This is a genomic window from Rhodoferax sp. TS-BS-61-7 (assembly GCF_002943465.1).
Lineage (GTDB): Bacteria > Pseudomonadota > Gammaproteobacteria > Burkholderiales > Burkholderiaceae_C > Allorhodoferax.
In genome coordinates, this window is the sequence record NZ_PTQY01000003.1 from 341,394 (window position 1) to 353,072 (window position 11,679).

Annotated in this window: 12 protein-coding genes; 8 read left to right on the forward strand and 4 right to left on the reverse strand. The window is 62.4% G+C overall.

Annotated elements, in window-relative coordinates; translation table 11 throughout:
* Nucleotides 1-4 precede the first annotated feature (4 nt).
* Nucleotides 5-418: a TfoX/Sxy family protein gene (locus C5F53_RS10370; RefSeq protein WP_105261298.1), complete on the forward strand. Its 414-nt coding sequence runs from the start codon at nucleotides 5-7 to the stop codon at nucleotides 416-418.
* On the opposite strand, the gene C5F53_RS10375 is transcribed toward C5F53_RS10370, so the two are convergent.
* The gene (locus tag C5F53_RS10375; protein WP_105261299.1) at nucleotides 387-986 is read right to left on the reverse strand and encodes a 5-formyltetrahydrofolate cyclo-ligase; all 600 of its coding nucleotides are present in this window, start codon (nucleotides 984-986) and stop codon (nucleotides 387-389) included. The two genes, C5F53_RS10370 and C5F53_RS10375, sit on opposite strands and share 32 nt — an antisense overlap.
* A 9-nt stretch (nucleotides 987-995) precedes the next feature.
* Here C5F53_RS10375 and C5F53_RS10380 point away from each other — a divergent pair, with 9 nt between their 5' ends.
* The 7 genes from C5F53_RS10380 (at nucleotide 996) to C5F53_RS20115 (ending at nucleotide 8,717) form a co-directional block, all read left to right on the forward strand.
* The gene (locus C5F53_RS10380; RefSeq protein WP_105261300.1) at nucleotides 996-3,008 is read left to right on the forward strand and encodes a lytic transglycosylase domain-containing protein; all 2,013 of its coding nucleotides are present in this window, start codon (nucleotides 996-998) and stop codon (nucleotides 3,006-3,008) included.
* A gap of 112 nt (nucleotides 3,009-3,120) precedes the next feature.
* Entirely contained in the window at nucleotides 3,121-3,804 is a 684-nt protein-coding gene (locus C5F53_RS10385; RefSeq protein WP_105261301.1) for a glutathione S-transferase family protein, read from the forward strand.
* 20 nt (nucleotides 3,805-3,824) lie between these two features.
* Nucleotides 3,825-5,108: a multifunctional CCA addition/repair protein gene (locus tag C5F53_RS10390; RefSeq protein ID WP_105261302.1), complete on the forward strand. Its 1,284-nt coding sequence runs from the start codon at nucleotides 3,825-3,827 to the stop codon at nucleotides 5,106-5,108.
* Nucleotides 5,109-5,194: 86 nt separating this feature from the next.
* Nucleotides 5,195-5,896 (forward strand): response regulator transcription factor, encoded by a 702-nt coding sequence (locus C5F53_RS10395; protein WP_105261303.1) that lies wholly within the window; start codon nucleotides 5,195-5,197, stop codon nucleotides 5,894-5,896.
* On the forward strand, nucleotides 5,893-7,269 hold the full coding sequence (locus C5F53_RS10400; protein WP_105261304.1) for a sensor histidine kinase: 1,377 nt from the start codon (nucleotides 5,893-5,895) through the stop codon (nucleotides 7,267-7,269). Before C5F53_RS10395 ends, C5F53_RS10400 begins: the two co-directional genes overlap by 4 nt.
* A gap of 118 nt (nucleotides 7,270-7,387) precedes the next feature.
* Nucleotides 7,388-7,756, forward strand: a complete 369-nt coding sequence (locus tag C5F53_RS10405; protein WP_105261305.1) for a DUF2513 domain-containing protein — start codon at nucleotides 7,388-7,390, stop codon at nucleotides 7,754-7,756.
* 511 nt (nucleotides 7,757-8,267) lie between these two features.
* The gene (locus C5F53_RS20115) at nucleotides 8,268-8,717 is read left to right on the forward strand and encodes a hypothetical protein (protein WP_146097337.1); all 450 of its coding nucleotides are present in this window, start codon (nucleotides 8,268-8,270) and stop codon (nucleotides 8,715-8,717) included.
* A 114-nt stretch (nucleotides 8,718-8,831) separates the two neighbouring features.
* Here the strand turns inward: C5F53_RS20115 and C5F53_RS10415 are convergent, their stop codons facing one another.
* From C5F53_RS10415 to C5F53_RS10425, 3 genes are read right to left on the reverse strand one after another with little or no spacing between them, the layout of a single operon-like run.
* Complete coding sequence (locus tag C5F53_RS10415) at nucleotides 8,832-9,905, reverse strand: ABC transporter ATP-binding protein (protein WP_105261307.1); 1,074 nt, start codon at nucleotides 9,903-9,905, stop codon at nucleotides 8,832-8,834.
* A 4-nt stretch (nucleotides 9,906-9,909) separates the two neighbouring features.
* Nucleotides 9,910-10,764, reverse strand: coding sequence for a carbohydrate ABC transporter permease (locus C5F53_RS10420; RefSeq protein ID WP_105261308.1), 855 nt, complete (start codon nucleotides 10,762-10,764; stop codon nucleotides 9,910-9,912).
* 31 nt (nucleotides 10,765-10,795) lie between these two features.
* Nucleotides 10,796-11,674 carry a carbohydrate ABC transporter permease gene (locus tag C5F53_RS10425; protein ID WP_094477795.1) on the reverse strand — a complete coding sequence of 293 codons (879 nt, stop codon included), beginning with the start codon at nucleotides 11,672-11,674 and terminating at the stop codon, nucleotides 10,796-10,798.
* Nucleotides 11,675-11,679: the final 5 nt, after the last annotated feature.

Here is an 11,679-nt window from a genome sequence, read left to right on the forward strand (position 1 = left end):
CACCATGGACAAAAGTTTTGCCGACTACAGCTGTGAGCTGCTGCAAAGCGCAGGCCCCTGCGTGGCCAGGCGCATGTTTGGCGGCTGGGGCATCAGCGTGGACGGCATGACGATTGCCATCCTGGCCAACCTGGGCGGCGGCGACACGCTCTGGCTTAAAGCCAATGCCGACACACAGACCGTGTTTGAAGCCGCCGGCTGCCAGCGTTTTACCTATGAGGCGGCGGGTACCACACGTGGCCTCAACTACTACAGCGCCCCGGCCGACGCCATGGAGTCACCGGCCTTGATGCAACCCTGGGCACGGCTGGCGCTGGAGGCCGCGCTACTGGCCCGCAAACCCGCGCGGCCCAAGGCCGCCAAGCCATCTAAACCCAGCCCCAAGGCTAAACCGGCCAAACAATCCCGTGGTCGTTGAGGATGGCGTCTAGTGGCATGTCGTGTGGTTCGGGTTCAAAGTCGTCCACAAAGTCGGTGCCAAAGCCCAGCCCCACGGTGAAGGGTTTGGGGTTCAGGCTGCCCAGCATGCGGTCGTAAAAACCGCCGCCATATCCCAGCCGGTAGCCACCCGCGCTGTAACCCACGCAGGGCACAAATAGCAGCGTGGGCATGATCAGTTCGGTGTCTTTGGGTTTGGGGATGCCGTAGGCGTCTTCTTCCATCGGGCAGCCCGGGTACCAGGCGTGGAAGGTCATGGTTTTGTGTTCGCGGTTGACCACCGGCAGGCCAATGCGGCGCGGCTGCGGCTGGTCGATCAGCTCGCCGTCTTCCTTCCAGCGGTGCAGCGCGGGCAGCGGGTCAAACTCGCCCTTGATGGGCCAGTAGGCGCCAATCACCGCGTCCGGGCGGCCCACCAGCCAGATACGCATCACACGCTGCAGAAGTTCTGCGCGTTGTAGGCGATCCGGCAGGTTCAGGCGTTGTTCGAGTAGCGCCTTGCGAAGGGCTTTCTTTTGCGCGGCTTTGCTTTCGTCCGAGTTGTCCATAATCCCCACATGCAGTTTTCAGCCATTCTGACATCCCTGGCCCTCGCGGGCTGCGCGGTGTCCACCTTCGCCGCTCCGGCACACGCCCAGGGGCGTGATGCGGCGCGCGAATCCGCCCGTTCCGACGACACCATTCTCGACATGGCGCAGGCCTACAAACAGCGCGACCGCAAACGCCTCGCGGCCCTGCTGCCACAGGTCCGCAGCCACCCGCTGGAGCCCTGGGCCGCCTACTGGGAGTTGTCGGCCCGGCTGGACGATGCCAGCAACACCGACATCCAGGACTTTTTGTACCGCTACAGCGGCACCTACCAGGAAGACCGCCTGCGCGCCGAATGGCTGCAACAACTGGGCCGACGCGGCGACTGGACCAGCTTCCAGCGCGAGCTGCCGGCCTACCGCATGAACGACGAGCGTGCCATCCGTTGTTACAGCCTGCAGGCCAGCTACAGCACCCAGGGCACCGATGTGGCCAGCGCCGTGCAAGACGCCTGGTTGCCGCTCAAAGACGCCGACGAAGCCTGTGCTGGCGTTGCGGGCCAGTTGCTCAAGGACAAAAAACTCCCTTCGCACACCGCTTGGCTACGCGCCCGCCTGGGCATGGAAAACGACCGCCTGCGCATCGCCACCCAGGCCGTGGGCCTGCTGGATGCCGATTGGGTCAAAACCGTCAACACCATCTACCTCAACCCCGGCAAGTACCTCAATGACAAACTCACCGCACTGCGTCCGCAAACGCGTGAACTGGTGTCGCTGGCGCTGATCCGCCAGGCCTACCTGGAGCCGCTGGAGGCAGCCACCGAAGTGGAAAAGCTGCGCTGGAAAGCCCAGCTCACGCAGGAAGAACGCAGCTGGATCTGGGGTGTGATCGGCAAACGTGCGGCACAAAAACTCTCTGACGACGCGGTGGGCTACTTTGCCAAGGGCCAGTTCCAGCACATGCACGAAGACCACCTGGTCTGGGCCGCACGCGCCGCCCTGCGGGCCGGGCGCTGGAATGTGGTGCAAGACGCGATTGCCGCCATGCCGGATGCGCTGCGCAGTGACCCCACCTGGGTCTACTGGCGCGCCCGCGCCCAGTTGCAGCGTGCCAATACCGACGTTGCACGGGCCGAGGCCACGCGCGCGCTGGAAGGCATTGCCGGCATCAAGGGCTTTTACGAAATGCTGGCCCTGGAAGACCTGGGCCAGAAAGTGAACGCCCCCGCCCGCCCCTCGCCCCTGACGCCGGAAGAAAAAGACCACGCCCGCACCAACCCGGGCCTGATGCGCGCGCTGTATGCGGTGCAGCTGGGCCTGCGTACCGAGGGCGTGCGAGAGTGGAACTACACCACCAACCTGCACAGCAAGGGTGGCATGGACGACCGCGGCCTGCTGGCCGCCGCCGACTTGGCCTGCAAAGCCGAGGTGTGGGACCGCTGCATCAACACCAGCGAACGCACCAAGGGGGTGATCGACCTGGAGCAACGCTTCCCCATGCCGTTCAAGGCCGCGGTGCTGGCACGCACCCAGACCATTGGCCTGGAGCCCGCCTATGTGTACGGCCTGATCCGCCAGGAAAGCCGCTTCATCATGGATGCCAAATCGGTGGTGGGGGCCGCGGGCCTCATGCAGGTCATGCCGGCCACTGCACGCTGGACCGCCAAGAAGATTGGCCTGACAGACTTCCAAGCGCACCAGATTACCGACCGCGACACCAACATCGCCATCGGCACCGGTTACCTCAAGCTGGTGCTGGACAGTTTTGGTGGCTCCATGCCCATGGCAGCCGCCGCCTACAACGCCGGCCCGGGCCGCCCGCGCCTGTGGCGGGGCCAAACCGGCAGCCCCACGGTAGAGGCCGCCATCTGGGCCGAAAACGTGCCGTTTTCCGAGACGCGCGACTATGTGAAAAAAGTGCTGGCCAACACCACGCTGTACGCCGCACTCATCACCGGCCAGCCACAGTCGCTCAAGGCCCGCCTGGGCGCCGTGGGTCCGCGCGACGCCAGCACGCCCGAAGCCGGGCTTGAGCTGCCCTGAGCCGGTGCACGGCACAGCGCAGCCGCCCATGTGCATCAATGGGCGCTGCGTTTGTCATCAATCGGCGGGGCCATGGCCTTTAGGATGAAGCTTTTTCACGCACAGGTGCCCCATGCTCAAGCTCTACATCGGCAACAAAAACTACTCCTCGTGGTCCATGCGCCCCTGGGTGCTGCTCAAGCAAGCGGGTATTGACTTCGAGGAAGTCATGGTTCGCTTCGACTCGTTTGACAGCAGCTCGAAGTTCAAAGCCACGCTGGGCCCGCTGACGCCGACCGGCAAAGTGCCGCTGCTGGTGGACGGTGACCTGGCCGTGTGGGACACCCTGGCGATTGCCGAATACGTGGCCGAACAGTTCTCCAGCACGCCGCTGTGGCCACACGACAAAGCCGCGCGTGCCCGGGCCCGCAGTGTGTGCGCCGAGATGCATTCCGGCTTTACCGCCCTGCGTGGCAACTGCCCCATGAACATCGAAGCCGATCTGGCCACCACTGGCGCGCTGATCTGGCGCGACAAACCGGCCGTGCGCGCCGACGTGGCCCGCCTGGTGGCTATGTGGGAAGGCCTGCTGGACCAGCATGGCGGCCCCCTGCTGTTTGGCAGCTTCAGCGTGGCCGACGCCTACTTCGCCCCGGTCTGCACCCGGCTCAAGACCTACGCCCTGCCCCTGCCACCCAAGGCCGCCGCCTACGTGGCCCATGTGCTGGCCCTGCCCGGCGTGCAAGCCTGGGTGAACGACGCCCTGGCTGAAAAAGATTTTCTGGACTTTGAAGAACCCTACCGCTTGAAGCGCTGAACCCGCGCCACGCCAGCCCCATGCCCACTCCCCCACCCGCCCTGACCATTCCCGGCCAGACCTACCTGGTCGGCGGCGCTGTGCGCGACGCCCTGCTGGGCCTGCCCGTGCAGGACCGCGACTGGGTGGTGGTGGGCGCCACGCCGCAGGCCATGCTGGACGCTGGCTTTGTGGCCGTGGGCCGGGACTTTCCGGTTTTTTTGCACCCGCAGACGCACGAGGAATACGCACTGGCCCGCACCGAGCGCAAGACGGCGCCCGGCTACCGCGGCTTTGCCGTGCATGCCGAGCCCGGCGTGACGTTGGAAGAAGACCTGGCGCGGCGCGACCTTACTATCAATTCAATAGCTGCTTGCGCAATATCCACGGGGGCTAGAGGCCAATTTGACCTAAATTCCGTGGTCGACCCCTACGGTGGCCGGGCCGACATCGCCCAGCGCGTGCTGCGCCACGTAACGCCCGCGTTCCGCGAAGACCCGGTGCGCATCCTGCGGCTGGCGCGTTTTGCCGCCCGCTTTACCGATTTCACGGTAGCGCCCGAAACCATGGCCCTCATGCAAAGCATGGTGGCCGAGGGCGAAGTGGACCACCTGGTGCCCGAACGTGTGTGGCAAGAGCTGGTCAAAGGGCTGATGGAAGCCCGGCCCTCCCGCATGTTTGACGTGCTGCGCAGCTGCGGCGCACTGGCGCGCCTGCTGCCAGAGCTGGACCGCCTGTGGGGCGTGCCCCAAAGCCCTGAACACCACCCCGAGGTGGACACCGGCATACACGTGATACTGGTGCTAGACCGCGCTGCCCAGCTGGGTGCGCCACTGGCGGTGCGTTTTGCCTGCCTGGGCCACGACCTGGGCAAGGGCACCACACCGGCCGACGTGTTGCCACGCCACATTGGCCACGAAGAGCGCAGCGTGCGCCTGCTCAAAACCGTGTGCCAGCGCCTGCGCGTGCCCACCGACTGCGCCGAGCTGGCCGAGGTGGTGGCACGCGAACACGGCAACATCCACCGCAGTGGCACGCTCAACGCCGCAGCACTGGTGCGCCTGCTGGAGCGCTGCGACGCGTTTCGCAAACCGGCCCGTTTTGCCCAGGCCTTGCAGGCCTGCCAGTGCGACGCCCAAGGCCGGCTGGGTCTGACCGACACGCCCTACCCGCAAGCCGAACGCCTGGCCGCCGCGCTGCAGCGCGCGCAGGCAGTTGCTACAGATTTGGTAGCTGCTCGCGCAATAGCGGCGGGGGCTAGTGGCCCAAAAATAGGTCAATCCATCCAGACAGCCCGCACCGAAGCCGTGGCGGCAGGCTTGTAACTGGCCCGCACGCTGCGCGGCCCGGCGGTACTCACCCCACGCTTTCCCCCTCCCTGTGGCGCGGGCCGCCTTGGTATGCTCAGCCCATGGCCCATTTACTGATTGTTGAAGACGATGAATTGCTGCGCGACGGCCTGTGCGCGCAGCTGGTCCACGCGGGCCATAGTGTGAGCAGCGCCAGCGACGGCGCGCAGGCCCAAAGCCTGCTGGAGAGCACCCGCTTTGACGGTGTGGTGCTGGACCTTGGCCTGCCCGTGATTGACGGCGTGGGTGTGCTGCACTGGATCCGCCAGCGCCTCAACGCGCTGCCGGTGCTGGTGCTGACCGCCCGTGACGGCGTGGACGACCGGGTGCAAGGCCTCAACGCCGGCGCTGACGACTACCTCACCAAACCCTTCAACATGGCCGAACTGCTAGCGCGCCTGCAGGCCATGCTGCGCCGCTCGCGCCTGCCCGCCTTTGGTGGTTCACTGGAGGTGCAAAGCAGCTCCAGCAAAAACCTGCGCCTGGACCCGGTGCTGCCGCTGGCCTGGCTGGGCGAAGAGCCCATGGACCTGACCCAGCGCGAATGGTCCCTGCTCTCGCTCTTGGTCAACAACATGGGCCAGGTGGTCGGCCGCGAAGACGTGCTGGCCGTGTGGCAAACCCAGCCGCAGGACGGCGCCGCCGTAGGCTCCAACGCGCTGGAGGTGTACGTGCATCGCCTGCGCCGCAAGCTCACCGACAGCGGCCTCAACATCCGCAACGTGCGCGGCCTGGGTTACATGCTGGAAACCGAAAGCACATGAGCGCACCCGCCCGCTTCTCGCTCAAGCGGCAGTTGCTGGTGTGGCTGCTGCTGCCGCAACTGGTGCTGTGGCTCATGGGTGGGGTGCTGGCGTTTCGGGTGGCGCTCACGTATGCCGAAAAAACGATTGACCAGTCGCTGACCCAGTCCGTGCGCTCGCTGGCGCGCCAGGTCAAACCCATGGGTTCGGGCCTGCTGGTGGACTTTCCACGTGCCGCGCGCGACATCATTGAGCAGGACCCCGAAGACCGCGTGGCCTACATGGTGTCCTCGCCGCCCGGCAGCTTTTTGTTGGGCAACACCAAAATCCCGGGCATGACACCGGATCTGCATGTCCCCAGCAACGAGCCGCTGCTGTACGAGGTCGTGCTGGACGGCAAACCCATGCGCGTGGCGTCCATGGACCTGAGTTTTGGCGACGGCTTTACCGACCAGCGCATGCGCGTGCAAGTGGCCAAGAGCCTGGTGGTGCAGCAGCGCATCGCACGTGAGTTGGTGCGCGACGTGTTGTTCCCGCTGCTGATATTGGGCGCCGTGCTTAGCGTGCTGGTGTACGAGGGCATACGCCGCGGCTTGGCGCCGCTGGAGCGGCTGGAGGCCCAACTGGCGCACCGAGCAACGGCTTCGCTCTCTCCCATCGAGATGACGCAGGCGCCCGAAGAAGTGCACTCGCTGGCCAATGCGCTGAACCAGCTGCTGACCACGCTGCGCCGCAGCCTGAGTCAGGAAAAACGTTTCTTGAATGATGCCGCCCACCAGCTGCGCACCCCGCTGGCCGGCCTCATCAGCCAGACAGAACTGGCCATGCAAGAAACCGAGCCCGAAGCCCTGCGCCAGCGCTTGGCCAAGGTACACACCGGCGCGCAGCGCAGCGCCCACCTGGTGCACCAGCTGTTGTCATTGGCACGCACCGAGGCCGAGGTAGTGCTGCACCCCGTGGACGTGGCCACCCTGGCACGCGAAGTGGCACGCGAGTGGACGCCGCGTGCCGTGGCTGCGGGCGTAGACCTGGGCTACGAGGGAGAAGACACGCTGATGGTGCCGGGCGACAAACTGCTGCTGCGCGAAGGCCTGAGCAACCTCATCGACAACGCCCTGCGTTACGCAGGCAAAGGTGCCAACGTGACGCTGCGCACCGAGGTGCGCGACGGCCACTGCATTCTGGAAGTAGAAGACACCGGCCCCGGTCTGTCAGCCGAACACCTGGAGCGCGTGTTTGAGCGCTTCTGGCGTGCCAGCGAATTGCCCGGCGGCTGTGGGCTGGGCCTGTCCATCGTGGCAGAGATTGCCCAACGCCACCGCGGTACTGCCACGGCACGCACGACGTTGCCGCATGGGCTGACGATTAGTTTGCAGTTGCCGCTGCAGGGGTGATGGTGGACTGCTTTGCGGCTCTAGCCGAAACTCCAATGACGGGGATATTCAGGACCCAACTGAATCGTCAGAATCGGGGTTGGCAGATTGCCAGATTTCCGCTATTTCAAGGAAAAACATGAAACGTAACTTCGATTTAATTCGCAAGCTACTGTTTCTCTTCGAGGAACGAGATAGGTCCGAGGTCCTCGAACTGCCAGAGGTTGATGGCTACCTGCCGGAGATCATCGGCTATCACTTGCGACTTCTCTATGACGCTGGCTTCCTAAGGTGTGAGTCTGTCAAGTCGTCAACCAGTGACCGAGTCATTCGCGTGCTTCCGTTCGAGCTCACTTGGGAGGGGCATGAGTTCCTTGACAAGGTTCGTTCGGAAGGGACATGGAACAAAATCAAGTCCTACTCCAAAGACAAAGGGCTTTCCCTGTCCTTCAGCATCGTCAGCGAGTTGGCGAAGCGGCTGGCGCTTAGTGCACTTGAAGGAGTCTAGTAGCGTGTCGCGTGCCCAGCCGCCTCAGCCATCAGTCAAGGGGCGTTAAGCCTCACTGGGCGAGCCTTCCGAAGGCACACACCGCGTAGCCGGTCGGAACAAGAGTTCCTATCAGGTTCGTGGCCCACCTTCAAAGCAAAACAGTATGTCGGTTTGAGATGATTTTCATATAAATCAATGACTTACGCGGCCCTAAATATGCCTCCGTAGCATTTGAGCTACCTGAACGCATTCGCAGCTCAGAAGGAGTTTCAAGTGAAAAATCAAACCTCTGTCATTGAGTCCCTAAGCGCATTAACCATAACCCTGGGCACTGACCCTTTCGCCACATTGGCGCTGATAAACGTACTCACCATCATTGGCTTCTGCATATGGGCACTTCACAGGAAGAAGTAATCGCAATCTTTGCAGACAGCGAAAATAGATAACTTGCCCACAAGTCTCTTGGTGGCGCCCAGCCCTTCTCGTCTTACACACTAGACATCGCAATCATTATTCACAACAAAACCCTATGAACGAAGTCGATCTAGAGAAAACGCATCTTGCCGGGCGGGAGCGCTATGCGTACTTTCTATTGGCTGCCGCAGGAGCAGCAGTCGCCTTTGCTATTCAGAAGACCGAAAGTGCAATCCTTTCCTGGTGGATTTCTCCTGTCGCCACAGCTATTCTCTGTTGGGGGCTGAGCTTCTTCTGTGGATGCAAGGTCGTTTGGTGGTCGCAAGCCATCCTAAGCAGTGCGCTGAACATCGCGCAAGCACAGTCAGATAAAAATTTATCCGAAGACCAAAGACGCCAATCAATTTCTGACCATCGGGACGCTCTAGACCCAAAGCTTGCCAAAGCAACGCTCTACGCAGACCTACAAATTCGACTTCTGTTCGCAGGCGGAGTGTTCTTCTGTTTGTGGCGTGTGGCAGAGATCGTAAGGGCTTCTCTTCCTTTGCAACACTCCTTCTGCTGATCCAGAATTTAAGTTGTTGCATCGACCGGTTGAACCAGCCGTTTCCTGAGGAAATAAAAAGCGCCGGACTATCCCAAAGGGACAGTCCGGCGCTTCGGTTTTTGAGTTTCGGATTTACACGTCCAAACGCACACCCGTCGCAGTGTTAAACCAGTTGGTATTCGCAGGGCTCACGCGCAAGCCCACTTGGTCGCCAGCCTTCCATTGGGCGCTGGGCGCGGTACGCACGGTTACGTCGCCAGCGGCGGTTTTGACCACCACGTAGGTGTCTGCACCGGTAGGTTCCACCACCATCACTTCACCGCGCCAGGAGGCATCGGCCAGCAGCTCGATGTGCTCGGGGCGCACGCCCAGGGTAGCGTCGCCCTTGGCAGGAGTAGCCAAGTCCAGAGTGCTGCCGTTGAAGCTGAAGCGGCCTTGGGCGCCGGATGTTTCCACATGGCCCTTGATCAGGTTCATGGTGGGTGAGCCAATGAAGGTGGCCACATAGGTGTTGGCCGGGCGGTTGTAGATGTCGTCGGGCGTACCGATTTGCTGCAGGATGCCGTCCTTCATCACCGCAATGCGGCTGCCCAACGTCATGGCTTCGATCTGGTCATGCGTCACATAGACGCTGGTGATGCCGCTGACCTGGTGCAGGCGCTTGATTTCGGCGCGCATTTCCACGCGCAGCTTGGCGTCCAGATTGGAGAGCGGCTCGTCAAACAAGAAGAGCTGGGGGTCACGGGCCAAAGCACGGCCCATGGCCACACGCTGGCGCTGGCCACCGGAGAGCTGCGCGGGGCGGCGGTCCAGCAGGTGCTCGATCTGCAGCATGGCGGCCACTTCAGCGATGCGCTTCTTGCGCTGCTCCAGCGGCACCTTGCGCATTTCCAGCGCGAAGCCGATGTTGTCGGCCACGCTCATGGTGGGGTAGAGCGCGTAGCTCTGGAACACCATAGCAATGTCGCGCTGCGCGGGGGCCACGCCCACCACGTTTTTGCCGGCGATGCGCAGTTCGCCTTCGGAGGGTTCTTCCAGCCCCGCAATGATGTTGAGCAGCGTGGACTTGCCGCAGCCAGAGGGGCCGACCAGGATCAGAAACTCGCCGGGGGCGACGTCGATTTCGATTTTCTTGAGTACTTCAACGGCTTTGTCGCCCTTGCCGAAAACTTTGCGGATGCCTGCGATTTGGAGAGAAGCTGCCATTTTTTTATCCTTTCACCGCGCCGGCGGTGAGACCTTTCACAAAATATTGACCTGCGAGTACATAGACCAGCATGGTGGGGAGACCGGCAATCACGGCTGCGGCCATGTCGACGTTGTAGCTTTTGACACTGCTGGAGGTGTTGGCCATGTTGTTCAGGCCCACGGTGATGGGTTTGCTGTCGGCGCCACTGAAGGCGACGCCAAACAGGAAGTCGTTCCAGATGTTGGTGAACTGCCAGATCAGGGTCACCATCAAGATCGGGGTGGACATGGGCACCACGATGCGGAAGAAGATGCGCCAAAAACCCGCACCGTCAATACGCGCCGCATTCACCAGCTCTTTGGGAATGGCGGTGTAGTAGTTGCGGAAGAACAGCGTGGTGCCGGCCAAACCTGCAATGCAGTGCACCATCACCAGACCACCGAGCGAGCTGGACAGGCCCAGGAAACCGAGCACCTGGCTCATGGGCAAGAGCACCACCTGGAAGGGCATGAACACGCCAAACAGCATGAAACCGAACAGCACTTCACTGCCCTTGAACTTCCACATGCTCAGCACGTAGCCGTTGATGGCACCCCAGGCGGTGGAGATGATCACGGCCGGCACGGCCATGATGACGGAGTTGACAAAGTAGGGCTGCAGGCCGCGGCAGTCCACCCCGGTACAGGCGGAGGACCAGGCCAGCTTCCAGGATTCGAAGTTCAGGCCATGCGGCAGGCTCAGCAGGTTGCCCGAGCGGATTTGCTCGGCGTCCTTGAAGGACGTGGCGAGCATCACGTAGAGCGGCGCCAGGAAGAAGAAGGCGGCGATCAGCAGAACGCCGTAGATCAGGATGCGGGGGAGGTTTTTGGACAACATAAGTTTGCGATCGTGGTGTGACGGTCGTGAATTAACGGTCGTGCGGCTTGGAGCGCAATTCGCTGTACAGATAGGGCACGACGAGGGCGGCCACAAAGGCCAGCATCATGGTCGCGCTGGCGGCGCCCAGACCAATCTGGCCACGGGTGAAGCTCATGGTGTACATGAAGGTGGCGGGCACGTCCGACGAGAAGCCCGGGCCGCCGGAGGTCAGCGCCATGACCAAGTCAAAACTCTTGATGGACAGGTGCGACAGCACCAGCACGGTGGAGAACACCACGGGGCGCAGGATGGGCAAAATGATGCGCCAGTAGATGCGGGGGAGTGATGCGCCGTCGATCTGAGCGGCTTTGATGATGCTGTCGTCAATGCCACGCAGGCCGGCCAAGGACAAGGCCATGGCAAACCCGGCGGACTGCCAGATACCGGCAATCACCACGCAGTAGATGGCGGTATCGGACTGCACCAGCCAGTCAAAACTGAAGCTGGCCCAGCCGAGATCGTGCATGAGTTTTTCCAGCCCCAGACTGGGGTTCAAAATCCATTTCCAGGCGGTGCCGGTCACGATGAACGAAAGCGCCATGGGGTACAGGTAAACCGTGCGCAGCACGCCTTCGAAGCGGATTTTCTGGTCCAGAAAAATCGCCAGGCCCATGCCCAAAATCATGGAGCCACCCACGTACAACACGCTGAACAAGCCCAGGTTCTTGAGCGCCACGTACCAGCGGTCCATTTCCCACAGGCGCACGTACTGCTCCAGCCCGACAAATTCTTCGTAGTTGGGCAGCATGCGCGAGCCGGTGACGGAGAGCACGCCGTTCCAGATCATGAAGCCATAGATGAAGGCGAAGCCGAGCACAAAGCCCGGGGCGATCACCAGCTTGGGTAGGATGTTTTCAAGGGTTTTCATAAGCT

Coding starts and splice junctions, on each gene's coding strand:
- C5F53_RS10420 (WP_105261308.1), bottom strand. CDS start 10,764: ATGTTGTCCAAAAACCTCCCCCGCATCCTGATCTACGGCGTTCTGCTG.
- C5F53_RS10395 (WP_105261303.1), top strand. CDS start 5,195: ATGGCCCATTTACTGATTGTTGAAGACGATGAATTGCTGCGCGACGGC.
- C5F53_RS10390 (WP_105261302.1), top strand. CDS start 3,825: ATGCCCACTCCCCCACCCGCCCTGACCATTCCCGGCCAGACCTACCTG.
- C5F53_RS10425 (WP_094477795.1), bottom strand. CDS start 11,674: ATGAAAACCCTTGAAAACATCCTACCCAAGCTGGTGATCGCCCCGGGC.
- C5F53_RS10385 (WP_105261301.1), top strand. CDS start 3,121: ATGCTCAAGCTCTACATCGGCAACAAAAACTACTCCTCGTGGTCCATG.
- C5F53_RS10380 (WP_105261300.1), top strand. CDS start 996: ATGCAGTTTTCAGCCATTCTGACATCCCTGGCCCTCGCGGGCTGCGCG.
- C5F53_RS10370 (WP_105261298.1), top strand. CDS start 5: ATGGACAAAAGTTTTGCCGACTACAGCTGTGAGCTGCTGCAAAGCGCA.
- C5F53_RS10415 (WP_105261307.1), bottom strand. CDS start 9,905: ATGGCAGCTTCTCTCCAAATCGCAGGCATCCGCAAAGTTTTCGGCAAG.
- C5F53_RS10400 (WP_105261304.1), top strand. CDS start 5,893: ATGAGCGCACCCGCCCGCTTCTCGCTCAAGCGGCAGTTGCTGGTGTGG.
- C5F53_RS10375 (WP_105261299.1), bottom strand. CDS start 986: ATGGACAACTCGGACGAAAGCAAAGCCGCGCAAAAGAAAGCCCTTCGC.
- C5F53_RS10405 (WP_105261305.1), top strand. CDS start 7,388: ATGAAACGTAACTTCGATTTAATTCGCAAGCTACTGTTTCTCTTCGAG.
- C5F53_RS20115 (WP_146097337.1), top strand. CDS start 8,268: ATGAACGAAGTCGATCTAGAGAAAACGCATCTTGCCGGGCGGGAGCGC.